General features: G+C 67.0%; 23 protein-coding genes. 17 read left to right on the top strand and 6 right to left on the bottom strand.

Translation table 11 applies throughout. The features are described from left to right. Positions 1-48: 48 nt before the first annotated feature. The 3 genes from VF194_RS04040 to aroC all read left to right on the top strand — a co-directional run bounded on the left by VF194_RS04040 (position 49) and on the right by aroC (position 3,962). Entirely contained in the window at positions 49-1,809 is a 1,761-nt protein-coding gene (locus VF194_RS04040) for a cation:proton antiporter (protein WP_330888279.1), read from the top strand. 171 nt (positions 1,810-1,980) lie between these two features. After that, positions 1,981-2,841, top strand: coding sequence for an enoyl-ACP reductase FabI (fabI, locus tag VF194_RS04045; RefSeq protein WP_330888280.1), 861 nt, complete (start codon positions 1,981-1,983; stop codon positions 2,839-2,841). Between the two features lie 8 nt (positions 2,842-2,849). After that, the gene (aroC, locus tag VF194_RS04050; RefSeq protein WP_330888281.1) at positions 2,850-3,962 is read left to right on the top strand and encodes a chorismate synthase; all 1,113 of its coding nucleotides are present in this window, start codon (positions 2,850-2,852) and stop codon (positions 3,960-3,962) included. Positions 3,963-4,069: 107 nt separating this feature from the next. Here aroC and VF194_RS04055 read toward each other — a convergent pair whose 3' ends face one another. Beyond that, a complete protein-coding gene (locus VF194_RS04055) occupies positions 4,070-4,483 on the bottom strand; it encodes a four-helix bundle copper-binding protein (protein ID WP_330888282.1) in 414 nt (137 codons plus the stop codon). Positions 4,484-4,591: 108 nt separating this feature from the next. Between VF194_RS04055 and VF194_RS04060 the strand changes: the two genes are divergently transcribed. Continuing rightward, positions 4,592-5,170, top strand: coding sequence for a peroxidase-related enzyme (locus VF194_RS04060; RefSeq protein WP_330888284.1), 579 nt, complete (start codon positions 4,592-4,594; stop codon positions 5,168-5,170). A 487-nt stretch (positions 5,171-5,657) separates the two neighbouring features. On the opposite strand, the gene VF194_RS04065 is transcribed toward VF194_RS04060, so the two are convergent. After that, positions 5,658-7,061, bottom strand: a complete 1,404-nt coding sequence (locus tag VF194_RS04065) for a hemolysin family protein (RefSeq protein ID WP_330888286.1) — start codon at positions 7,059-7,061, stop codon at positions 5,658-5,660. 319 nt (positions 7,062-7,380) lie between these two features. Between VF194_RS04065 and VF194_RS04070 the strand changes: the two genes are divergently transcribed. Further along, complete coding sequence (locus VF194_RS04070; protein WP_330888288.1) at positions 7,381-7,854, top strand: hypothetical protein; 474 nt, start codon at positions 7,381-7,383, stop codon at positions 7,852-7,854. A gap of 132 nt (positions 7,855-7,986) precedes the next feature. Here the strand turns inward: VF194_RS04070 and VF194_RS04075 are convergent, their stop codons facing one another. Then, positions 7,987-8,187, bottom strand: coding sequence for a CsbD family protein (locus tag VF194_RS04075; protein ID WP_330888290.1), 201 nt, complete (start codon positions 8,185-8,187; stop codon positions 7,987-7,989). 84 nt (positions 8,188-8,271) lie between these two features. After that, complete coding sequence (locus VF194_RS04080; RefSeq protein WP_330888291.1) at positions 8,272-9,036, bottom strand: YafY family protein; 765 nt, start codon at positions 9,034-9,036, stop codon at positions 8,272-8,274. Positions 9,037-9,092: 56 nt separating this feature from the next. Here VF194_RS04080 and VF194_RS04085 point away from each other — a divergent pair, with 56 nt between their 5' ends. From VF194_RS04085 to VF194_RS04125, 9 genes are all read left to right on the top strand, one after another. Next, a complete protein-coding gene (locus VF194_RS04085; protein WP_330888292.1) occupies positions 9,093-9,905 on the top strand; it encodes a glutathione S-transferase family protein in 813 nt (270 codons plus the stop codon). Between the two features lie 603 nt (positions 9,906-10,508). Beyond that, positions 10,509-12,815 (top strand): nitric-oxide reductase large subunit, encoded by a 2,307-nt coding sequence (locus tag VF194_RS04090; protein WP_330888294.1) that lies wholly within the window; start codon positions 10,509-10,511, stop codon positions 12,813-12,815. Between the two features lie 63 nt (positions 12,816-12,878). After that, complete coding sequence (locus VF194_RS04095; protein WP_330888296.1) at positions 12,879-13,271, top strand: SirB2 family protein; 393 nt, start codon at positions 12,879-12,881, stop codon at positions 13,269-13,271. 49 nt (positions 13,272-13,320) lie between these two features. Beyond that, complete coding sequence (locus VF194_RS04100) at positions 13,321-13,455, top strand: hypothetical protein (protein WP_330888298.1); 135 nt, start codon at positions 13,321-13,323, stop codon at positions 13,453-13,455. Beyond that, a complete protein-coding gene (locus VF194_RS04105; protein WP_330888300.1) occupies positions 13,452-13,580 on the top strand; it encodes a hypothetical protein in 129 nt (42 codons plus the stop codon). The genes VF194_RS04100 and VF194_RS04105 overlap by 4 nt, the downstream gene beginning before the upstream one ends. A gap of 712 nt (positions 13,581-14,292) precedes the next feature. Beyond that, positions 14,293-15,201, top strand: a complete 909-nt coding sequence (locus VF194_RS04110) for an ABC transporter ATP-binding protein (protein ID WP_330888301.1) — start codon at positions 14,293-14,295, stop codon at positions 15,199-15,201. Continuing rightward, the gene (locus VF194_RS04115) at positions 15,198-15,992 is read left to right on the top strand and encodes an ABC transporter permease (RefSeq protein ID WP_330888303.1); all 795 of its coding nucleotides are present in this window, start codon (positions 15,198-15,200) and stop codon (positions 15,990-15,992) included. The genes VF194_RS04110 and VF194_RS04115 overlap by 4 nt, the downstream gene beginning before the upstream one ends. Before the next feature lie 27 nt (positions 15,993-16,019). Then, positions 16,020-17,030: an ABC transporter substrate-binding protein gene (locus VF194_RS04120; protein WP_330888305.1), complete on the top strand. Its 1,011-nt coding sequence runs from the start codon at positions 16,020-16,022 to the stop codon at positions 17,028-17,030. Positions 17,031-17,138: 108 nt separating this feature from the next. After that, positions 17,139-17,723: a PAS domain-containing protein gene (locus VF194_RS04125; protein WP_330888307.1), complete on the top strand. Its 585-nt coding sequence runs from the start codon at positions 17,139-17,141 to the stop codon at positions 17,721-17,723. A gap of 3 nt (positions 17,724-17,726) precedes the next feature. Here the strand turns inward: VF194_RS04125 and VF194_RS04130 are convergent, their stop codons facing one another. Further along, a complete protein-coding gene (locus VF194_RS04130; protein WP_330888309.1) occupies positions 17,727-19,529 on the bottom strand; it encodes an ABC-F family ATP-binding cassette domain-containing protein in 1,803 nt (600 codons plus the stop codon). A gap of 213 nt (positions 19,530-19,742) precedes the next feature. Between VF194_RS04130 and VF194_RS04135 the strand changes: the two genes are divergently transcribed. Beyond that, the gene (locus VF194_RS04135) at positions 19,743-21,821 is read left to right on the top strand and encodes a methyl-accepting chemotaxis protein (protein WP_330888311.1); all 2,079 of its coding nucleotides are present in this window, start codon (positions 19,743-19,745) and stop codon (positions 21,819-21,821) included. Positions 21,822-21,913: 92 nt separating this feature from the next. Further along, a complete protein-coding gene (locus VF194_RS04140; protein ID WP_330888313.1) occupies positions 21,914-23,461 on the top strand; it encodes an acetolactate synthase large subunit in 1,548 nt (515 codons plus the stop codon). Between the two features lie 81 nt (positions 23,462-23,542). Here the strand turns inward: VF194_RS04140 and VF194_RS04145 are convergent, their stop codons facing one another. Next, the gene (locus VF194_RS04145) at positions 23,543-23,728 is read right to left on the bottom strand and encodes a hypothetical protein (RefSeq protein ID WP_330888315.1); all 186 of its coding nucleotides are present in this window, start codon (positions 23,726-23,728) and stop codon (positions 23,543-23,545) included. On the opposite strand from VF194_RS04145, the gene VF194_RS04150 reads away from it, so the two are divergent. Further along, entirely contained in the window at positions 23,727-24,233 is a 507-nt protein-coding gene (locus VF194_RS04150; protein ID WP_330888317.1) for a chemotaxis protein CheW, read from the top strand. The two genes, VF194_RS04145 and VF194_RS04150, sit on opposite strands and share 2 nt — an antisense overlap. Positions 24,234-24,367 lie beyond the last annotated feature (134 nt).

A 24,367-nucleotide genomic window follows, 5' to 3' on the forward strand; every position in this document is an offset into this window, starting at 1 on the left:
CCGCTTTCCGTGGCGGCAATTAACCGAAGGACATACGAGGAACGAGGTTTGGAACACGACACTGGCATTCCCTATCTGCGCGAACTGGTCGTCTTCCTTGCCGCCGCGGGCATCGTGGTGCCGATCTTCCAGCGCCTGCGCGTCAGCCCGGTGCTGGGCTTTCTGGTCGTCGGCTTCCTGATCGGCCCGAACGGGCTGGCGCTGTTCGCCGACCGGCTGCCCTGGCTCGGCTTCGTCACCATCGGCGATATCGAAGGGGTCCGGCTGCTGGCCGAGTTCGGCATCATCTTCCTGCTGTTCATGATCGGGCTGGAGATGTCGCTGCAGAAGCTGTGGCAGATGAAGCGGCTGGTGCTCGGCCTCGGACTGGCGCAGATCGTGGCGACGGCCGTCGGCATCGCCGGCGTCGCCGAGCTGTTCGGCAACCCCGCCTCGGCGGCGGTGATCCTCGGCGCCTGCCTTTCGCTCAGCTCCACCGCCATCGTCATGCAGCTTCTGATCGAGAGCCGGCGCAGCGCCACCCAGGTCGGCCGCGCCAGCTTCGCCATCCTGCTCATGCAGGACCTGGCCGTGGTGCCCATCCTCTTCCTGGTCAGCGTGCTGGCCACGCTGGAAAACGGCGGCGGCGCCAGCGAACTGGCCTGGCGGCTGGGCGAGACGCTGGCGATCGCCGCCGGCACCGTCGCGCTGATCGTGCTGATCGGCCGCCGCCTGCTCGGACCGCTGTTCCGCAGCGTCGGCGCGGCGCGCAGCCCGGAGCTGTTCATGGCGCTGACGCTGCTGGTCGCCATCGGCATGGCGATGGCCACCAATGCCGTCGGCCTCTCCTTCGCGCTGGGCGCCTTCCTGGCCGGGATGCTGCTGGCGGAAAGCGAATACCGCCATGCCGTCGAGGTCAGCATCGAGCCCTTCAAGGGCCTGCTGCTCGGCCTTTTCTTCATCTCGGTCGGCATGGGAATCGATGTCCGTCTCGAACTGTCGCAGATCGGCCTGGTGCTGCTCTCGGTCGCCGGCCTGTTCCTGCTCAAGGGCGGCATCATCGGCGGCCTGGCGCTGGCCTTCGGCTTTTCGCGCGCCGCGGCGCTGGAGATCGGCTTTCTGCTCGGCCAGGGCGGCGAATTCGCCTTCGTCGTCATCGCGCTGGCCAGCCGCCTCGAACTGCTGGCGCCGGAGGTGGCCGCCTTCATGCTGCTGGTCACCTCGCTGTCCATGCTGGCGACGCCGCCCGTCGCGCGGCTGGCGCAGCGGGCGGCAAAGCGGCTGGAAAGCCGGACCGCATCCGACCGGCTCGGCGTCGCCCAGGCCGAACCGCACGAGGATCACGTGCTGATCTGCGGCTTCGGCCGAGTCGGGCAGACCGTGGCGCGGCTGCTCGACGCCGAGGAGATCCCCTGGCTTGCGCTCGATTTCAACGCGGTCAACGTCGCCGAGCATCGCGGCCGGGGCCGGCCAGTGCATTTCGGCGATGCCAGCCGCATCGAACTGCTGGCCCGGCTGGATGCCGACAAGGCCTCCGCCCTGGTGGTGACGCTGGACGATCCGGCCGCCACCCGCCAGCTTGTCGCCACGGCGCACCGCCATTGGCCGAAACTGGCGATCTTCGCCCGCGCCCGCGACCGGCAGCAGGTCGAGATTCTGCGCCAGGCCGGCGCCAAGGGCGTCATCGCGGAAGCGGTCGAGACCTCGCTGCAGCTTGGCGCCCTGGCGCTGAGCCAGGCCGGACTGCCCGAGGATGCGGTGCTGGCCCGGCTCGACCGCGTCCGCACGGCGCTGGCGGGACAGCATGGGCGCCCGGACGAGCGGGATTGAAAGACTCCGCACAAGTCATTGTTCATAAAAGGCTTATCCACCTTGGCGGGAGCCACGCTTTGGGCTAATCTCCGGCCCAATCGTGTGTCGTGTCCGTTACGCCCCTGCCCCATCGGTTGCGGCGTCGACCGCCTCGCCAGCTAGCAAAATTGATATTTTTCGAGGGGATTCATGTCGCAATCGCAACCGCAGATGGCCGGCCAACTGATGCAGGGACGCCGCGGCCTGATCATGGGCGTGGCCAATGACCGTTCGCTGGCCTGGGGCATCGCCAAGGCGGTGCATGCCCAGGGTGCGGAGCTGGCATTCACCTTCCAGGGCGAGGCGCTGGAAAAGCGCGTGCGGCCGCTGGCCCAGTCGGTCGGCGCCAAGCATCTGCTCGAATGCGACGTGACCAACGCCGCCTCGATCGACGCCACCTTCGATGCGCTGGCCGAGGACTGGGGCAAGCTCGACTTCCTGGTGCATGCCATCGGCTTTTCCGACAAGAACGAGCTGAAGGGCCGCTATCTCGATACCAGCCCGGAGAATTTCGCGCTGACCATGAATGTGAGCTGCTACAGCTTCACGGCGGTGCTGCAGCGCGCGGAAAAGCTGATGAGCGAGGGCGGCTCGGCGCTGACGCTGACCTATTACGGCGCCGAGCGCGTCATGCCGCATTATAATGTCATGGGCGTCGCCAAGGCGGCGCTGGAAGCCAGTGTGCGCTATCTCGCCGTCGATCTCGGCCCGAAGGGCATCCGGGTCAACGCCATCTCGGCCGGCCCGATCAAGACCCTGGCCGCCAGCGGCATCGGCGATTTCCGTTATATCCTGAAATGGAACGAGCTGAACGCGCCGCTGCGCCGCAACGTCACCATCGAGCAGGTCGGCGGCGCCGGATTGTATCTTCTGTCGGAGCTCGGCGCCGGCGTCAGCGGCGAGGTGCATCACGTCGACAGCGGCTATCACAGCGTCGGCATGGTCGCGGTCGATCAGGCGGCGCAGGTGGCCGATCTGCTTCTCTCGCTGGGCGGCAGGAAGCCCGAATAGGATTCCCCATGTCGGATAACAGTTTCGGCCGGCTCCTGCGCGTCACCACCTGGGGCGAGAGCCATGGCCCGGCCCTGGGCTGCGTGATCGACGGCGCGCCGCCGCGCATCGCCCTGGCCGAATCCGACATCCAGCATTGGCTGGATCAGCGCAAGCCGGGCTCGTCGCGCTTCGTCACCCAGCGCCGCGAGCCCGACAGCGTGAAGATTCTCTCCGGCGTCTTCGAGGGCGAGACCACCGGCACGCCGATCATGCTGATGATCGAGAATGTCGATCAGCGCTCGAAGGATTACGGCGACATCAAGGACAAGTTTCGCCCCGGCCATGCCGACTACACCTACTGGGCCAAATACGGCATCCGCGACTATCGCGGCGGCGGGCGCTCCTCGGCGCGCGAGACGGCGGCGCGCGTCGCCGCCGGCGCGGTCGCCCGCAAGGTGCTGTCGCATATCCTCGGCCCCGGCGTGACGATCCGCGGCGCGCTGGTGCAGATCGGCGAGAAGAGCATCGATTACGCCAACTGGAACTGGGCCGGCACGACGCAGAATCCGTTCTGGTGCCCCGATCCGAAGATGGCGATGGAGTGGGAAGACTATCTCGACGGCATCCGCAAGGCGGGATCGAGCGTCGGTGCCGTGGTGGAAGTGCATGCCAGCGGCATTCCGGCCGGCCTGGGCGAGCCGATCTACGGCAAGCTGGATGCCGAGCTGGCGGCGGCGATGATGAGCATCAATGCCGTCAAGGGCGTCGAGATCGGCGCCGGCTTCGCTGCCGCGCGGCTCAGCGGCGAGCAGAATGCCGATGAGATGCGCCGCGACGAGGATGGCCGGCCGCGCTTCCGCTCCAACCATGCCGGCGGCATCCTCGGCGGCATTTCCTCGGGCCAGGACATCGTCGTGCGCTTCGCCGTCAAGCCGACCTCGTCGATCCTGAATCCGCGCGAGACCATCGACCGCTTCGGCAGCGAAACCGAAATCGCGACCAAGGGCCGGCACGATCCCTGCGTCGGCATCCGCGCCGTGCCGGTGGGCGAAGCCATGATGGCTTTGGTGCTGGCCGACCACCTGCTGCGCCATCGCGGCCAGGTCGGCGGCTTCCGCGCCGGCTTTGACCGGCGGTAATTTGACCGGCGGCAAGCCGTCTCGTCGCTCCCGCGGAAGCGAAGCCGGAGCCGGAGCCCAAATTTAAAAACCGGATTCCCGCCTGTGCGGGATTGATCAGGCCTGGCTCAATGCACGCCCGGCTTCATCGCATCGAGCGCCGCGCGGCAGACCCGCTCGCAATTTTGGCAGGTCTCCATGCAATGCCGGCAATGCTCATGCTCCCCGGCATGGCGGGCGCATTCCTCGCCGCAGAGCCGGCAGGCTTCGATGCAGGCCTCCAGCGTCATGCGCATCACCGCCTGGTTGTTGCCGGTGCGTCGCGAGGCCATGGCGGCAGCGGCCGCGCACAGATCGGCGCAGTCGAGATCGAGCCGGATGCATTGCGTAAGCTGCGCCACCGTCTTTTCGCCCAGACAGGCATCGGCGCAGGCGGTGCAGGCCTGGGCGCAGTCGAGGCATTCCTCGATGCAATGGACGATGGCGTCGTGCGTTCGGCCCTTTGCCCCCGGATGGGTGGCGATCATCTGCTGGACATGCATGGCGGCCTCCTTGCGCTCGGTATGGCCGAACCCCCGCCCGCCGCCATTGTTCCGCCGCATGACGCGGGGAAATTTTGCTCCTAGACTGGCGGCGATACGGAGGAACGCATGTCGCAACCCAAACGCATTCACGCCCTGGATATCCCGGTTCCCGCCCGCAGCGAGCTCGATCCCGATACGCAGGCCTATTTCGCCAAATGCGACGAGAAGATCGGCTTCGTGCCGAATGTGCTGCTCAGCTACAGCTTCGATGCCAAGAAGCTGCGCGGCTTTACCGAAATGTACAACGAGCTGATGCTGGCGCCTTCGGGCCTGTCGAAGCTGGAGCGCGAGATGATCGCCGTCGCGGTCAGCAGCATCAACCACTGCTTCTATTGCCTCACCGCGCATGGCGCGGCGGTGCGCCAGTTGTCGGGCGATCCCAAGCTGGGCGAGCTGATGGTGATGAACTGGCGCAGCGCCGAACTCAGCGACAAGATGAAGGCGGCGCTGGAATTCGCGGCGAAACTGACCGAAAGCCCCGACAAGATCGTCGAGGCCGACCGCGCAGCGCTGCGTAAGGCGGGCTGGAGCGACCGCGACATCTGGGACATCGCGGCGACGGCCAGCTTCTTCAACATGTCGAACCGCATGGCCGCCGCCATCGAGATGATGCCGAACGAGGAGTATCACGGCATGGCGCGGTAAGGCGGCCCGGCAAGGCTGCGGCGGGGTCCGGGCGGAGGTGCAGGCGGGAGGGTCAGGCGAGAGGATCAGGCCCGCGGAATGCCAAAGCGGCATGAGGATTTCTGCCCCGGGAAGGCCGGGACGGCCGCGCTGCTCAAAAACGCGCCAGCGGGCCGATTGCCTGTGGCTTAGGCGCAACACTTCGATTTAATTCGCGCCTGCACAATTGCAGGCCGGCGAACATTCTGTCGCAAAATCCTGGATTCCCAGTCAGAAAATGACCTAAGCCCATGAAATTGCAGGTGCGACGTTTTTTCCTCACTTTCCTCTTGCACTGCACCCGAGACAAGACTACATTGTGCATCGCAACAAGCTTTCCGGTTTGTTGCATGCCCTTCTCGGGCGTTTCCTCCCTAGACTTGGGCCGCACTCGCTGCGGCCCTTTTTTTTGCCCGCTTGTCTTTCGGAACTGGTATCGACCCGATACTGCCTGATCCGGACCGTCCGATCAGATCTCCCAGCCGGCATCTTCCTCTGCGGCAGCCTCCGCCCTGGGCGGCACCGCCAGCACCTTGTCGATGCGCCGGCCATCCATGTCCATCACCTCGAAACGCCAGCCGTTCCAGTCCACGCTGTCGCCGGCAGCGGGCAGGCGGCCGAAGCGGTCGAGCAGGAAGCCGGCCACCGTGTGATGCCCGTCCGTCTCGGGCAGCATCAGGCCGAGCCGCTCGCCGAGCTCGTCGCGCGGCAGTTTGCCGTCGATCAGCCAGCTGCCATCGTTGCGCTGGACGATGCCGGGCAGGTCCGCCTCGCCCGGCAGGGCGAAATCGCCGGCGATGCTTTCCAGGATGTCGCTGGCGGTGACCACGCCTTCCAGGCTGCCGAACTCGTCGACCACGAAGGCCATGCCGCTGGGCGAGCGCTTGAGCAGCGCCAGCGCATCCAGCACATCGGCGCTTTCATGCACCGCCGGCACCGGATGCACCAGCGCGGCGAGGCCGTTCTCGCCCGGCTGGGCGCCATGCGGTTCGGCGGCATCGGGCTTGGCGGTATCGGAGGCGAGCAGATCGTCGGCCTGCAGGCGGCGATCCAGCAGCGCGTTCAGCACATCCTTGACGCCGACGCTGCCGATCGGCTCGTCGATGCTGCCATGCGCCGCCGGCAGGCGCAGATGCATGGTTTCGCGCAGGATCTTGAGCTGCTTTTCGCGCGGCGCATCGAGATCGATCCAGTCCAGTTCGCGGCGCGGCGTCATCACCGCCCGCACCGAGCGGTCGCCCAGCTTCATCACCGCCGCGATCATCTTGCGCTCGGCCGGCTCGACCGTGCCGGCGCTTTCCGCCTCGGCGACGAGCTGGCGGATTTCCTCCTCGCTGACGGCGCCGCGGGCGACGCCATGCCCGCCGGTCAGCCGCAGGACGAGCTGCGACGACTTGTCGAGCAGCAGCACCAGCGGCCCGGCGATCCCGGCCAGGGCGGACATCGCCGGCGCCACCGCTGCGGCGATCGCTTCCGGATTCTTCAGCGCGAGCTGCTTGGGCACCAGTTCGCCGATAATCAGCGACAGATAGGTCACGCCGCCGACCACGACGGCGAAGGCGACGGAATCGGCCGCGGCCGGCGCCAGCCAGCCATGCCCGGCCAGCCACAGCGCGAAGCGATGCGCCAGCGTGCTGCCGGAAAACGCGCCGGCGAGAATGCCGACCAGCGTGATGCCGATCTGCACGGCGGAGAGGAAACGGCCGGGATCGGCGGCAAGCTGCAGCGCCCGGCGCGCGCCCTTGCGGCGCAGGCGCACCATCGCCTGCAGCCGCGCCCGGCGTGCCGAAACGACGGCCAGCTCCGACATGGCGAGCAGGCCGTTCAGGACGATCAGCGCCACGATCAGCGCGATTTCCAGCGCTAGGGTCATCGGTGGCGCGGCGTTACTGGCCGGAATGGCTGTCCAGCACCCGGTCTAGGTCGATCCGGCATAGCGGGGAAACTATACGAAACCGCCGGGCCGGCCGCCAAGAGGCCTGGCAGGCGGCTGATGCGATGCAGCGGCGGCCTGCGGCGCCGCGCTAGCGGCCAAGCGACAACGCCGTGCCTGTTGCGTGAGAAACGCATCGGCTTTGCGCATCGGCGCTCGGCCAGGGGAACCCGCCATAGGCCGCGGTGTTCTATGTCAGGCGCTGCAACCGCAGCGCGGCATCATTCGCGCATACAGGAGGCATAGGAGGAGAGCCGACATGGAATCGACGACCAAGGATCGCCTGCAACAGAAAGCCGATATCTTCACCCAATATCCGGCTGCGGCCGGGTTTGCCGGCCGGCGCCGCGCGCTGAACCAGCAGGAGCGGCTGCATCGCTGGAACGAATTGCTGCGCCGCCACCAGGAGCGCGCGCTGGCGACGTTCTTCGAGATCGAATATCTCGAACCGGAATTGCGCGACCGCACGCGCTGCGACAATTCCGCCATCAGCGTCGCCTTCGAGGATCCGGTGCTGCGCGCCGACGGGCTGACCGACGACACCTACGGCACCGCGAAGCGCTATTTCGGCCTGACCGACCGGCAGATGCATCGCATCGTCTGCTACTGCCATCACGGCGCGACGGCCTATGCCGGCGGCGTCGCCTATATGGTGCGCGCGGCCTATCACAGCAGCCGGCCGGCGCAGCCCGGCCCCGTCGCGCGTCTGTGGCGGGCGCTGATGAGCTGGTGATCGAGGTAAATCAGGCGCAGTGCGGCGGGCGGCAGTGCGGCGGGCGGAAGGCAGGCTGAGCCCGGATCGTCTCCGGGCTCCCCCGCATCGTGTCAGGTCAGCGCTTACGGCCGCGCCGCCCGCAAGGGCGGCTTATTGCATGCGGCGCGACCAATCCTCCACCTGCCGCTCGGCTTCTTCCTTGGCGACCCCGTAGCGTTCCTGAATCCGCCCGACCAGCTGGTCGCGGTTGCCGGCGGCGCGCTCGACATCGTCGTCGGTCAGATCGCCCCATTGCTCGCGCACCTTGCCCCGCATCTGCTTCCAGTTGCCTTTCAGTTGATCCCAGTTCATCGCTTGCTCCTTCATCGCGCCCGATGCGCGCGTTGGAAAAACATCCGACGAAGGGCGGGTGTTCCTCGCGGGCGGCGAGGGCGCCTATTCCGTCCGGGCGCCTTTGCGCCGCTCCATCTCGCGCCGCAGGCTGTCGCGCCATTGCGCGCGCAATACCGCCGGGCGCTGCGGATAGCGCTCGTCGAGGAATTCGGCGGCAAGGACGCGGTCGGTGCGGAAATGGCGGAAATCCTGCCGCAACTCGCACCAGGCGGCGACGATGCGCACCGTCTGCATGAAACCGAGCGTGACCGGCCAGATGACGCGCCGCGTGGTGCGGCCCTCGACATCGGCGTAATCCAGCGCCAGCTTGCGGCCGAGCCGGATCTGCGCGCGCAGCTGCGCCAGGTCGATGCGGTCCGGCGGCCGCGGCTCGCCCGATTGCGAAACGATGGAGGCCGGCTCGGCCAGATAGGGCCGCAGCTTCTCCGGCACCGCGGCCTCGATCTTGGCGATCAGGTCCTGCGCCGCCCGCGCCAGCGCCGGATCGCCCTGGCCCGCCACCCATTGCGCGCCGAGCACGGCGGCCTCGATCTCGTCCGGCGTCAGCATCAGCGGCGGCATGTCGTAGCCTCCTTCCAGCACGTAGCCGAAGCCGGCTTCGCCACGGATCGGCACGCGCTGGCCGATCAGGTCGGCGATGTCGCGATAGACCGTCCGCAACGAGCATTCCAGCTCGGCCGCGATTGCTTCGCCGGTCAGCGGCGCCCGTGCCCGGCGCAGAATCTGGATGATCTGGAACAGGCGGTCGGCGCGGCGCATGGCGAAATGTCCTGGGATCGCATCCTGGATGGCGGCTCCTGACAGCATGCTGTCAGCAGGACGGGCGTACAAGAGGGCAACGATGCTGAACAGGAGAGAGTGTGATGACCGCCGCGATCCCGGCCGATGCGAGACAGAGCGACAAGACCCCGATCATCCTTTACGGCTTCGGCCCCTGGATGGGCCTGCCGGATGCCAGCCATTATACGGTCAAGACCGAAATCCAGCTGCGCATGGCGAAGCTGCGATATGTGAAGGACGTCACCGGCTTTGCCGCCGCGCCGAAAGGCAAGCTGCCCTATATCCGCGATACCGACGGCAGCGTGGTGGCCGATTCCACGTTCATCCGCGCCCATATCGAGCGCAGCCGCGGCCTCGATCTCGATGCCGCGCTCAAGCCGCGCCAGCGCGCCGAGGCCTGGGCGGTCGAGCGAATGCTGGAGGATCATCTCGGCTGGGCGATCGCCTGGTTCCGCTGGGTGCCGGAAGAGGCGTTCCAGGCCGGCCCGGCGCGCTTCTACGATGCCGCGCCGGCGGAACTGCAGGACGATCTGCGCAATGCGGCGCGGGCGCGGGTGATCTCCAATCTGCAGGCGCACGGCCTGGGCCGGCATGCCTATGACGAGATCGCCGAACTCGGCCTGCGCTCGCTGAATGCCCTGGCCATGCTGCTGGGCGGCGGCGACTATCTGTTCGGCAGCGGCATGAGCGCGGTGGACGCCACCGCGACGGCCTTCCTGGCGACGCTGACCGTTCCGCCGCTGGCCTCGCCGCTGCGCGACCGCGTCCTGCAGCTCGACAACCTGACCGACTACACGCAGCGCAACATGGCGCGCTTCTTTCCGCCGGTGCCGAAACCCGCCGCCATGCCCGCGCTGCACGGCGATGCCGAACGGGAACTGATGGCGGCGGGCTGAATGCCCTGCGCCAGCCGGCCTGCGTCAGCGGCCAGGCGCCGTTTCGCCCGCTGTATCGGTCGCCTATTCGGCCGGCTCGAAGGCCTTCGCCCCGATTTCAGGCGTCTTCGCTGCAGGACTGCCGCCCGGCCCGGTTGACGGTCCGGTTGACGGTCCGGCTTGCGGCCTGGCCTCCGGCCGGGCCGCCTCGGTTTCGGCCTCGCGCGAGGCGTTTCCACCATGGCGATTCCACGCCGCGACACATGATCAGTCTCCTTTCGATAAGGACGACTGTCCCGCGATATGGACCGAGGCGGCCGTCCTATCAAGCCGCGGCAGCCGATGCGCCCTGTTTGCTCTGCCGCAACGAAACAACGCTGCGGGAATGCTCTACCACGCCTCGCTTCCACGCAGATGCGGCAGGCGATGCGGGCCGCAACCAGAACCCTGTCAATGTCCTATTTGCGGTTGTCTTGACGATTTAAAAGGCGCAAGAATGAAACAGCTTGAGAATGGCGGAGCGCGTTTTGCCTCCTGCAGCAGTGTTGAAGCCGAGTCCGTAGACGCCTGGATTGCCGAAGCCTGGGTCATCCCCCCTTGCTTCCCGAACGCGGAGGACTTCACATGAACAGCACCAAGACGCTCTGGGGTCTTCTGGCCGCCCTTCTGATCGCCTCCTTCGGCGTTCTGCTATGGACGGGCGAGCAGATCTATCAGAAGGCGCCGCCGATGCCCGAGCGGGTCGTCTCCGCCGACGGCAAGGTCGTCTATACCCGGGACGATATCGAAAAGGGCCGCCAGGTCTGGCAGTCGATGGGCGGCATGCAGCTCGGTTCGATCTGGGGCCATGGCGCCTATGTCGCGCCGGACTGGAGCGCCGATTTCCTGCACCGCGAGATCATGGCGCTGCTCGGCGCCTGGGCGCAGCGCGATTTCGGCAAGAGCTACGATGCGCTTAACGAAGAGCAGAAGGCGGCGTTGCAGGGCCGCGTGAAGGCGCGCATGCGGGCGAATACCTATGATGCAGCGACGCAGACGATCACGCTGGGCGCCGACCGCGCCGCCGCCATCGCCGCCGTCGCCTCGCATTACGAAAGCCTGTTCGGCGACGATCCGCAGACGGCGCAGCTGCGCGACGATTACGCCATGAAGGACAACACCGTGCCGGACGCGGAGAATCGCCGCGCGCTGACCGCCTTCTTCTGGTGGACCGCCTGGGCCGCCGGCACCGACCGGCCCGACGACGACATCACCTATACCAACAACTGGCCGAGCGAGCCGCTGATCGGCAACGCGCCGCCGCCGAGCACCTTCCTGTGGTCGGCCTTCAGCGTGCTGTTCCTGATCGCCGGCATCGCCCTGCTCGGCTGGCATTATGCGGTGACGCATGACGCCGGCGCCGAGCCGCAGCGTTTGCCCGATTTCGATCCGATGCGCCATGTGCAGGCGACGCCGTCGATGCTGGCCACGGCGAAATATTTCTGGGTGCTGCTGGCGCTGTTCCTGGTGCAGATCCTGTTCGGCGCGATGACGGCGCATTACCAGATCGAAGGCCAGTATGTGTACGGCTTCAAGCTGGCCGATCTGCTGCCCTATTCGATCACCCGCACCTGGCATACCCAGCTCGCCGTGCTGTGGATCGCGCTGGCCTGGCTCGGCACCGGGCTCTACATCGCCCCGGCGGTGTCCGGCTACGAGCCGCGCTTTCAGCGCCTGGGCGTGAACGTGCTCTGGCTCTGCCTGCTGGTCATCGTCGTCGGCGCCTTCGCCGGGCAATGGCTGGCGGTGATGCAGAAGCTCGGCCTGCCGAACAACTTCATGTTCGGCCATCAGGGCTGGGAATATGCCGATATGGGCCGCTTCTGGCAGTGGTTCCTGTTCATCGGCCTGATGCTGTGGCTGTTCCTGGTCGGCCGCGCCCTGTGGCCGACCCTGCGCGGCCAGTCGGAAGCGCGCTCCATCGTCATGCTGCTGTTCCTCTCCACCGTGGCGATCGGCGTCTTCTTCGGCGCGGCGCTGATGTGGGGCGAGCATACCGCGCTGTCGGTGGTGGAATACTGGCGCTGGTGGCTGGTCCATCTCTGGGTCGAAGGCTTCTTCGAGGTGTTCGCCACCGCCGTGATCGCCTTCCTGTTCACCCGCCTCGGCCTGCTGCAGGTGAGGATGGCGACCGTCGCCGTGCTGTTCGCCACCATCGTCTTCAGGGCCGGCGGCGTGCTCGGCACCCTGCATCACCTCTACTTCTCCGGCACGCCGACGCCGGTGCTCGCCCTGGGCGCCAGCTTCTCGGCGCTCGAGGTGGTGCCGCTCGCCTATATCGGCTTCGAGGCCTACCACACCTACCGGCTGGGCGGCGCGACGCAGTGGATGCGGCGCTATCGCTGGCCGGTGATGTTCTTCATCGCGGTGGCCTTCTGGAACCTGGTGGGCGCCGGCCTGTTCGGCTTCCTGGTCAACCCGCCGCTGTCGCTCTACTACATGCAGGGCCTGAACCTGACCCCGCTGCATGGCCATACCGCCCTGTTCGGCGTCTACGGCATGCTCGGCATCGGCCTGGTGCTGTTCTGCCTGCGCGGCATGAAACCCGACCTCGCCTGGCCGGAAGGCATCCTGAAGTTCAGCTTCTGGTGCTTCAATATCGGCCTGGCGCTGATGGCTTTGCTGACGCTGCTGCCGCTCGGCACGCTGCAGCTCTTCGCCGCGCTCAAGCATGGCTATTGGTATGCCCGCTCGGAAACCTTCATGCAGCAGCCGATCATCGACCTGCTGGTCTGGATGCGCGTGCCGGGCGATACCATCTTCGCCATCGGCGCGCTGGCGCTTGCCGTCTTCGTCATCGGGCTGTGGGTCTTCCCGCGCCGCGAGGGCGAGCCGGCGCGGCAGGACGGCGGTGAGGCGACGCGGACGGCGCGGCGCGGCGCGGCCGAATGAGCGCATGCTGAGCCCCTGCCCGGCGGGCGCTGAGCGGATGCGGTTGCGGTAAGGGCGGGCCGGATGGCGGTATTCTACCCGGAGATCCGGCTCGTCCATATCGCCGCCATCTCGCTCATGGGCCTGCTGTTCCTGCTGCGCGGCGCGCTGGCGCTGCGCCATGGCGGCGCCGCCTGGCTGCGCTATCTGAGCTACAGCGTCGACACGGTCTGGCTTACCGCCGCGCTGATGCTGATGACCATCCTGCAGCAATATCCCTTCATCGACGCCTGGCTGACGGTGAAGCTGCTGCTGGTGCTGGTCTTCGTCGCGCTGCGTCTGTTCGCGTTTTCACCAAGCGTGCCGCGCGCGCGGCGCATCGCGCTCTGGATCGCCGGCGCCGCCGTCTACGGCTTCATCGTCTCGATCGCCCGCACGCATGATCCGTGGGGATTTCTCGGCGGGATGATGGGATAGCGGCGCCGGCCGCCGCAAGGCCGCCAGCCAACCGCCGGCGCGGGCGGCGTTGCCATCAGGCATCAAGACTGCTCAGCAACTGAAGAAATTCGCAAAATGGCTGCGCGAAGACCCGCGCCGCACCAAGGTGAGCGGCCGGGTGTCCGGCGACCTGTTGCGCGCCGCCAAAAAGAAGGCCGCGTGACGAGTGACAGCGAGGTCATCAACCTCGCCCTGGCCCGGCTTGCCCTGGACGACAATGTCGGCGCCAAACTGGTCGCCCGAAAGGGCCGTCTACCGGCAGATCTGCCGCTCGCCATCGAAGATTGACCGGGAAGCCGCAGCGTTCGGGGACCTATGCGACTTGAGGAATTGGCCGCCATCGTTGGGACCGATCGCCCGCGCAACGGCGCCTATCCTATCGCCCGATAGGTGCCCTGCCCTATCGGACCGACCCGGCCAGCGTCCCGGAAGCGTTGCTGCTGTCTGCATATTTGATCTATATTTGTTCTCACCGTTGCTGTCCAGCGTGAATCCCTCCGCAAGGGCCGTTTAGGCGGCCTGTCAGGGGCGCGCCTGCGCGGCATAGGTAATTTGTGCAATGCCTTGAAAAACCGCGGGAACCGCCGGGCCGCGCGCGAAGAGCCAAAATAAGCCGGAATAGGCCGAAACAAGACGGAAATAAGCGCGAATGGTTCAAAATGGCGCAAAACGGTTCGGAATGGCGCAAAACGGTCCGCCGCGATCCGCCGCCGGCCCGGAATGGGCGACAGCGGTGCATAACGGCCGGCCATCGCGCAACAGCCGGCCATCGCAACGACTGGCCGCGGGCCGCAGCAAAATCCGGCGGCCGCCAGGACATCCCTTAAGACGTCCTTTTGAGCCATGCCTTGAGCCCGGCGCGCAACGCCGTCGAGAAAAACGCAATGCAGACCGGAGCATAAGGGGTTTACCGCCCCGCGGCGCCTCGCTACCGTGCCGGCTTCCGGGGCGACAACAAGGCCGGGCGGATCGCCGCCATTCGGCCAGAGGGAGGAAACCGGTGGCCGCCAGTGCCGCAACGTCACAATCGGGACCGCAATCCGCCGCGCCGCAGACCGCGCCCGCGCCGGCCCGGCCCGGCCTTGCCGGCTGTCCGGCCGTGCGGCTTTCCGGCCTGGAGATCACCTTCGGCGCCGGCTCGCTCCAGCGCCATTGCGCCGTGCGCGACATCGACCTCGCCGTGCAGCCGGGCGAATTCATCGCCATCGTCGGGCCGACCGGCTGCGGCAAGAGCACCCTGCTGAACGCCACCGCCGGACTGCTGACGCCGAGCGCCGGCACGGTCGAGATCGACGGCGCGCCGCTGGCGGGACTGAACGCCAAGGCCGGCTATCTCTTCCAGCAGGACGCGCTGATGCCGTGGAAGACCGCGATCGACAACGTAGCCGTCGCGCTGGAGCCGCAGGGCGTGAAGCGCGGCGCGGCGCTGGCCCGCGCGCGCGACTGGCTGGGCCGGGTCGGCCTGGCGGCTTTCGTCGACCGCTATCCGCATATGCTCTCCGGCGGACAGCGCAAGCGCGTCGCGCTGGCGCAGATGCTGATCCGCGATCCCGAGATTCTGCTGATGGACGAACCCTTCGGTCCGCTGGATGCGCAGACGCGCCAGATCATGGGCAACCTGCTGCTCGACCTCTGGGCCGCGGAAGGCGGCGCCAGCGGCGACAAGAAGGCCTGCATGTTCGTCACCCACGACCTGGAAGAGGCGATCGCGCTGGCCGACCGCGTGGTGGTGATGTCGGCCGGGCCGGCCGCGCGCATCGTCGGCGACTACAGCGTGACGCTGCCGCGGCCGCGCGACATCGCCGAAATCCGTATCGAGCCGGCCTTCCACGAGATCCACAAGGCGATCTGGGCCACCTTGCGCGTCGAGGTGCAGAAAGCCTACAGCCAGGGAGAGATACAGCCGTGAGAAGCCGCGCGCTGCTGATCGCCACGCAGGTGCTGGTCGCCGTTGCCGGCCTCGTGCTCTGGCATCTGCTCACCACCGTGCCGATGGGCGACGGCAAGCCGCTGGCGCCGCCCTTCTTCTTTTCCACACCGCTCGAAGTGCTCGGCCGCACCTGGAAGGACCTGACCGGCCCGGAGATCTGGGGCCATATCGGCATCACCCTGCTCGAAACCGTGCTGTCCTTCGCCATCGGCGCCGCCGGCGGCATCGTCGTCGGCTTCGCCTTCGCCCGCCGCGCGCTGCTGGCCGCCATCTTCGACCCCTATGTGAAGGCGGCGAACGCCCTGCCGCGCGTGGTGCTGGCGCCGATCTTCGCGCTGTGGTTCGGCCTCGGCATCTGGTCGAAGGTGGCGCTCGGCTTCACGCTGGTCTTCTTCATCGTCTTCTTCAACGTCTATCAGGGCGTGAAGGAGGTCAGCCCCACGGTGCTGGCCAATGCGCGCATGCTCGGCATGAACGAGCGCCAGCTGATGCGCCATGTCTACTGGCCGGCGGCGCTGACCTGGATGTTTTCATCGCTGCATACATCGGTCGGCTTCGCGCTGGTCGGCTCGGTGGTCGGCGAATATCTCGGCTCGGCGGCCGGGCTCGGCTACAAGATTCACGAGGCGGAGGGCGTCTTCGACGTTACCGGCGTGTTTTCCGGCATGCTGGTGCTGTCGCTGTTCGTCATCGTCATCGACATGGCGGTGTCGCTGATCGAAAAGCGCCTGCTGGTCTGGCGGCCCGAGCCGGCCGCGCGCACGACGTAAACAGGCTTTTTATCAACGGAGGGAACGATGAAGGTGAAGATGTTGATTGCAGCGGCGGTTGCGATGCTGCTGCTGGGCGGCGGCGCCAGCCAGGCCGCGCCGGAGAAGAGCAAGCTCACGCTCGGCGTCGGCGGCAAGCCGCTGCTGTACTATCTGCCGCTGACGATCGCCGAGCGGAAAGGCTACTTCAAGGAGGAAGGCCTGGATGTGACGATCAACGATTTCGGCGGCGGCTCGAAATCGCTGCAGGCCCTGATCGGCGGCAGCGTCGATGCGGTGACCGGCGCCTACGAGCACACCATCCGCATGCAGCAGAAGGGCCAGGATATCCGCGCCGTGATCGAGCTCGGCCGCTTCCCCGGCATCGTGCTGGCGGTGAAGAAGTCGCATGAGGGCAAGGTCAAGACCGCGGCCGATTTGAAGGGCATGAAGATCGGCGTCACCGCGCCGGGCAGCTCGACCAACTTCTTCGTCGATTTCCTGATCGCCAAGGCCGGCGGCGATCCGAAGGCCTCGTCCTATATCGGTGTCGGCGGCGGCGCCTCGGGCGTCGCGGCGATGGAGAAAGGCGAGATCGACGCGATCTCGCATCTCGATCCGGTGATCTCCAAGCTGCAGGCCGACAAGGCGGTGTTCATCCTCGCCGACAGCCGCACCGAAGCCGGCACCAAGGCCATCTTCGGCGGTTCGAATCCCGCGGCGGTGCTTTACCTGAAGGAGGAGTTCATCCAGCAGAACCCGCAGACGGTGCAGGCGCTGGTCAACGCCTTCTACAAGGCGCTGAAATGGATCGACAAGGCCAAGCCGCAGGATGTCGTGGCCACCGTGCCGGAGAGCTACTATCTCGGCGACAGGGCGCTCTACGAGCAGGCGGTGCAGAATTCGCTGGAGACCTATTCGCGCACCGGCATCATTCCGGAAAGCGGCATGAAGAGCGCCTACAATATGCTGGCGCAGTTCGACGAGGCCCTGGCCAAGGCGAATATCGATCTGAAGAAGACCTTCGACGATCGCTTCGTCAAGAAAGTCTCGAAGTGAGATTCCGTCAGAATTGATCTGAGGATAACTTGATTTTCGTCACGGCCGGGGCCTCGCTCCGGCCGTATTCTTTTGGCGCTCGCACAGGAACCGCATTATGATCGCGCCATGGATCTGCTCGACCGCCTGCCGTCGCCGCTGACGGCCAACAGCCGCCGCTTCTTCACGATCTGGGACCGCTGGCGGCGCGGCCGCAAGCTGCCCGAGCGGCGCGACATCTCCGCCGCCGCGCTGGGCGATCTTGCCGATTACTGCCTGCTGCTCGACATCCGCGGCCGCGACGAAATCCGCATCGCGATGGTCGGCCGCATGATCACCGAGCGGCTCGGCTTCGATCTTGCCGGCATGAACTATCTCGATCTCACCAGCCGGGAGAACCGCGCCTGGCGCGCGCATCTGACCGTGGCCCAGGCGGCCCAGCCCTGCGGCGTGGTGATCTATTACTGGCTGCGCTTCGCCGACGGTTCGGTGCTGCCGGTGGAGTTTTCCGGCGCGCCGCTTTGCGAGAACGGCGCCGAGGCGGCCACCCTGATCCTGTGCTGCGCCACCGGGCTGACCAAGACCATGACCGACAGCAGCGTGCTGGATCCGGATTCCTATGAAGAAGGCGACGGCATGCGCTTCATCGATCTGGGCTACGGCGTGCCGCCGCTGGTGCCCAGCCAGCGCCAGGAACCCCGCCCGGTGCAGTAGCGCTCAGCCTTCCAGCTCCTCGCGCAGGATTTCCAGTTCCAGCCATTGTTCCTCCGCCGCCGCCAGATCGGCTTCGGCCTGCGTCAGACCCTGCGACGACGCCGCGAATTTCGCCGGATCGCGGCTGAACAGCTGCGGATCGGCCAGCGCCGCCTGATGCCGGGCGATGGCGGCGCGCAGCTCGTCCATCCTTTTCGGCAACGTTTCCAGCGCGTGCTTTTCCTTGAAGCTGAGCTTGCGCTTGGGCGCCGGCTTCTGTGTCGGCTTCTGCGCGGCCTTCTGTGCCGGCTTGTCCGCCGGCGCGGTCTTGGCCTGCACGCCTGCGCCGCGCTGCGCCGCCATGTCGGAATAGCCGCCGGCGTAAAGCTGCCATCTGCCGCCGCCCTCGAAGGCGAGGATCGCCGTGCAGATGCGGTCGAGGAAATCGCGGTCATGGCTGACCAGCAGCACCGTGCCGGGATAATCGCTCAGCATCTCCTGCAGCAGATCGAGCGTCTCCAGATCGAGATCGTTGGTCGGCTCGTCCAGCACCAGCACGTTGGAGGGCCTGGCCAGCGCCCGCGCCAGCATCAGCCGGCCGCGCTCGCCGCCGGACAGCACGCGCAGCGGCGTGCGCGCCTGTTCGGGCGCGAACAGGAAATCCTTCATGTAGCTCATCACATGGCGCGGCTGGCCGTTGATGGCGATGCGGTCGCTGCCGCCGGCGAGCGCCTGCTGCAGGGTCGTTTCCGGATCGAGCGCCTCGCGCTTCTGGTCGAGCGTGACCAGTTCCAGATTGACGCCCTGCCGCACGCTCCCGGCATCCGGCTTGAGCTGGCCGGTGAGGATGTTGAGCAGGGTCGTCTTGCCGGCGCCGTTCGGGCCGACGATGCCGAGCCGGTCGCCGCGCTGCAGCTTGACGCTGACATCCTTGAGAATGACCTGGTCGCCATAGGCCTTGTCGATGCCCTTAGCCTCGGCGATCAGCTTCGAGGACGTCTCGGCCTCGCTCACCGTCAGCGTCACATTGCCGGCCAGCTTGCGCTGCTCGCGACGTTCGCGGCGCAGGTCGATCAGCGCGCGCACGCGGCCCATGTTGCGCTTGCGCCGCGCCGAGATGCCATGCCGCAGCCAGTCGGTTTCGGCGGCGATCTTGCGATCCAGCTTGTGGCGCTCGGTCTCTTCCTGCTCGATCAGCGCGTCGCGCCAATCCTCGAAGGCGGCAAAACCCTGCTCCAGCCGCCGCGTGCTGCCGCGATCCAGCCAGATGGTGGCGCGGGACAGATTGCTCAGGAACCGCCGGTCGTGGCTGATCAGCACCAGCGCCGAACGGATGCGCCGCAGCGCGCCTTCCAGCCATTCGATCGCCGGCAGGTCGAGATGGTTGGTCGGCTCGTCCAGCAGCAGGATGTCCGGCTCCGGCGCCAGCGCCCGCGCCAGGGCCGCCCGGCGCGCCTCGCCGCCCGAAAGCCGCTGCGGCGCTTCGCCGCCGGTCAGGCCGAGCGCCTCCAGCAAGGTGCGCGCGCGATGCGGATCGTCGCCCGGCGCCAGGCCGTCGAGCACGTAGGCCAGCGTGTCCTTGAATCCGGACAGGTCCGGCTCCTGCGCGAGGTAGCGCATGGTCACGCCCGACTGCACCACGCGGTCGCCGCTTTCCGGCTGCACCATGCCGGCGGCGACCTTCAGCAGGGTCGATTTCCCCGAGCCGTTGCGGCCGACCAGGCAAAGCCGGTCGCCCGCGGAAACGGACAATTCCGCCCCGTCCAGCAGCGGATGGCCGCCGAAGGTAAGATGGATGTCGCGCAGGATCAAAAGCGGAGGCGCCATGGAATACCCTTGTTGCGCGCGTTCATAGCAACCCGCATGGCGCGATGAAAGGCACAGGCGGAAGGCCGGGGAAGCCTCCCCTGGTTGCACCGGGATATCGACTCGCTCGAATCCGGACACGTTAATGCTTTTGTAGATGCTTTTCGCCCCGAAACGGCTTCAACTGGGCATCGGCGGGTCGCTTCGGATCCGCAGGCGGTGGGAGCCTTCACAATGTACAAGAGCAGGAAGCGCCTGGCCTGGCGGCTCTGGGCCATTCTGGCTGTCGCGATGGTGGGCCTGGTGCTGGTGGGCGCGCAGGGCCTCAACCGCCTGTACGGCTCAATGATGGCCGACCGCCAGGTCAAGACCCGCAACGTGGTCGAGATCGCCTACGGGATCGCCGAGCATTACCACAAGCGCGCCCAGGCCGGCGAATTGAGCGACGCCGATGCCAAACGCCTGGCCCTGGCCGAGATGGAGACGCTGCGCTACGAGGGCCAGGAATATTTCTGGGTGAACGACATGACCCCGGTCATGATCATGCATCCCTTCGCCAAGCAGCTTCTCGGCAAGAATCTCTCCGAGATGAAAGATCCGAACGGCAAGCGGCTGTTCGTCGACTTCGTCACGATGGTGAAGCGCCAGGGCGCCGGCTTTGTCGACTATCTCTGGCCCAAGCCCGGTTTCGACAAGCCGGTACCGAAGGTCTCCTACGTGAAAGGCTTCATGCCCTGGGGCTGGGTGATCGGCTCGGGCATCTATCTGGATGACGTCGCCGCCAATTTCCGGCGCGAACTGGCGGTCAGCGGCGGCATCGCGCTCGTAATCGCGGTCATCGTGCTCGGCCTGGGCTGGGTGATCATCCGCGGCATCACGCGGCCGCTCAACACCCTGACCGTCACCCTTGGCCGCCTCGCCGAACGCGACTGGGATGCCGAAATCACCGGCGCCGAACGCGGCGACGAGATCGGCGACATCGCCCGCGCCGTGGCGGTGCTGCGCGACAGCGGCATGCAGGGCGAGACGCTGCAGCGGCAGGTCGAAGACGAACGCCGCCGCAACGAGGATGGCCGCACCGCGCAGGAAGCGCTGCTCGATCAGGCCATCGGCCAGATCGTCACCGCCGCGAATAGCGGCAACCTGGCGCAGCGCATCGATACCGGCGCCCTGCAAGGCACCATGGCCACCGTGGGCGGCCGCGTGAACGACCTGCTGGAAACCATCGCCGGCGTGATCGCCAATATCAAGCAGGCCGTCGCCGGCCTGGCCGCCGGCAACCTGCAGGCCCGCATGGCCGGCCGGTATGAGGGCGATTATGCGTTGCTGCAGAGCGACCTGAACGGCATGGCGGACAAGATCGCCGACGTGATCCGGCGCATCATCGAAGCCGCCGAAACCCAGAGCAGCACCGCGGCCGAAATCTCGACCGGCAGCCAGGATCTGGCGAGCCGCACCGAGAGCCAGGCGGCGAGCATCGAGGAAACCGCCGCCTCGATGCACGAGATCACGGCAACGGTGAAGCAGAATGCCGATAACGCCCAGGCCGCCAATCAACTGGCCATGGCCGCCCGCGATACGGCGGAAAAGGGCGGCAGCGTGGTCAAGGACGCCGTCGCCGCGGTCAGCCGCATCGAGGACAGCGCGCAGAAGATCGCCGATATCGTCGGCCTGATCGACGAGATCGCCTTCCAGACCAACCTGCTGGCCTTGAATGCTTCCGTCGAGGCCGCCCGCGCCGGCGAGGCCGGCAAGGGCTTTGCGGTGGTGGCGCAGGAGGTGCGCGCGCTGGCGCAGCGTTCGGCCAATGCCTCGAAGGACATCAAGACGCTGATCAACGAATCGAATGCGCAGGTCAAGACCGGCGCGGAACTGGTCAATCAGACCGGCGCCTCGCTGACCGAGATCGTCACCGCGATCAAGAAGGTTTCGGACATCGTGGCCGAGATCGCCGCCGCCAGCCGGGAACAGGCGGGCGGCCTGGAGCAGGTCAACACCGCCGTCGGCTCGATGGACGAGATGACCCAGCGCAACGGCGCCCTGGTCGAGCAGACCTCGGCCTCGGCGCAGGCCTTGTCGCAGCAGGCCATGGAACTCGCCGACCTCGTCGCTTTCTTCAGAAGCGAGGCCGGCGCAACGGCGAGTGCAGCCGCCGCATCGCGCGCTCCGGCGGCGAAGCCGGCACTAGCGAAAGCTGCGCCGGCTCCATCGACGCCGGCCTCACCGAAGCCGGGCCCGGCAAAGCCTGCAGCCAGGCCCGCGGCGGCCCCCAGGCCTGCCGCGGCCGATGACGACGATTGGCAGGAATTCTAGCGCCAGCGAAATGACAAGCTGGTGAACGGCTTGCTGGCGACCATGCTGATCTGATTTGATCAGTGTAGGGAACGCAGCGAGAGGAAACCTCCATGAATGGGGCCGAGAGCCTGGTCCGGAGCCTGCTGGCATCCGGTGTGACCACCTGTTTTGCCAATCCCGGCACATCGGAAATGCATTTCGTTGCGGCGCTCGACCGCGTGCCGGGGGTGCGCTGCGTGCTCGGCCTGTTCGAGGGCGTGGTGACCGGCGCGGCCGACGGCTACTGGCGCATGGCCGACAAGCCCGCAGCCACCTTGCTGCATCTGGGGCCGGGCCTCGCCAATGGCGTCGCCAACCTGCATAACGCGCGCAAGGCCAATTCCGGCATCGTCAATGTGATCGGCGAGCACGCTACCTATCATCTGCAGCATGACGCGCCGCTGACCTCGGATATCGCGGGCATCGCGCGGCCGGTATCGCATTGGATCGGCCGCGCCGAAACGGCAGGCGATGTGGCGCGGCTGGGCGCCGAAGCCGTCGCCGCCGCCATGACCGGCGCCGGCCAGATCGCCAGCCTGATCCTGCCGGCCGATACCGCCTGGACCGAACCGGCAGAGCCGGCTGCGCCGATTGCAGCGCCGGCGCGGCGGAAAGCCGATGCGGCGGCGATCGAAGCCGCGGCCACGGCGCTCAAGGCCGCCGGCGGCCATGGCATGCTGATGCTGGGCGGCATCGCCCTGCGCCGGCATGGCCTCGAACTGGCGGCCAGGATCAGTGCCGCTACCGGCTGCAAGCTGTCGAATTCCGGCTACAGCGCCCGCATGGAGCGCGGCGGCGGATTGCCCGAGGTTGGCCGCGTGCCTTTCATGGTCGATCAGGCGCTGGCCTATCTGAAGGAGGTGCGCCAGCTCGTCCTGGTCGGCGCCCGCAAGCCGGTGGCCTTCTTCGCCTATCCCGGCAAGCCGAGCCTGCTGTTGCCGGAAGGCTGCGGCATCGTGCCGGTGGCGACAGTGGATGACGATCTGATCGATGCGCTGGAACGGCTCGCCGATGCCCTCGGCGCTCCGAAAGCGGCGCCCGCCGCGCCGTCCCTGCCGAAACCGGCTGTCCCCGATGGCGCGCCGGCGCCGGACAAGATCGCCGCCGCGATCGCGGCGCTGCTCCCGGAAGGCGCCATCGTCGTCGATGAATCGATCACCTCCGGCCGCGGCATCTTCGCCGCCGCTGCGGCTTCGGCGCCGCATGACTGGCTGAACAATATGGGCGGCTCGATCGGCTACAGCCTGCCGGTCGCGGTCGGCTGCGCCATCGCCCGGCCCGAGCGCAAGGTGGTGGCGCTGACCGGCGATGGCAGCGCCTTCTATACCCTGCAGGCGCTCTGGACCATGGCGCGCGAGAACCTGAACGTCACCATGGTGGTGTTCGCCAACCGCTCCTACGCCATCCTGCGCAACGAACTGGCCAATGTCGGCGCGGCCAATCCGGGACCGCGCGCGATCGACATGCTCACGCTCGATCGTCCCGACCCGGACTGGGTGGCGCTGGCCAAGGGCCATGGCGTGCTGGGCCGGCGGGTCGAGGATATGGGCAGCTTCGCCAAGGCTTTTTCCGCCGCCCTGGCCGAGCATGGGCCACAACTGATAGAGCTTCGCCTGTAGCAGACCCCAAAAAGCAGGATCGCAGCTTAAGCCTTGGTAACCGTGGGGCGAATTCAGTTGCAGGCCCGATGCAACTCTGCCTTAATTGAGGCGGTACCCTGAAGCAGCCGCGATGTTACCGCGGCTGCCGGTCGGACCACCGAAGGGGCCGCAAAACTCGAAATCCCATCCCATCGGGCCAGCGCCGTCCTTGTTACCCGGGACGGCGTCACGGGCCGAAAGAATTCCGGCCGAGCGATCGACCTCGACAGAAAGTGTGAGCGCCATGAGTGTTCCAGCCGCCATGCCGAACGGCAAAGAGGCCCAGCCCGCCGCGGCAGCCCATGCCAGCCAGGAAGTGCTGACCTTCACGATCGACGATCAATCCTATGGTCTCGATCTGCTGACGGTGCGCGAGATCCGCGCCTGGACCGATGTCACGCCTCTGCCGAACACGCCGCCCTTCGTGCGCGGGGTGATCAACCTGCGCGGCGCCGTCGTGCCGATCTTCGATCTGCGCGTCCGCCTCGGCGGCGGCGCCACCCAGCCGACCAGCGCCAACGTGGTGATCGTCGTCGAGATCGGCAGCGAATCCTGCGGCCTGCTGGTCGATACGGTTTCCGACATCCTGGCGCTGGATACCGAGGCGCTGCAGCCGGTTCCGTCCACGGCGGGCGACAGCGAGCAATCCTTCGTCAGCGCACTGGCGACCCATGAGGAACGCATGGTTGCGCTGATCGACGTGAACCGGCTGTTCAATCGCGGCGTACCGGCTCTGCCCGACGCGGCCTAGGGTGTGTCGTCAATTATGGGATTCCCAAAGTATTGAATGAATGATTCATAGGAGGTCGCCTGAAGCGAGGGGGCGACCGATGCGGCGATATGGACTGACCGACCGGCAGTGGGAAGTGATTTCCGGCTTACTGC

Source organism: Ferrovibrio sp., assembly GCF_036381655.1.
Taxonomy (GTDB): Bacteria; Pseudomonadota; Alphaproteobacteria; order Ferrovibrionales; family Ferrovibrionaceae; genus Ferrovibrio.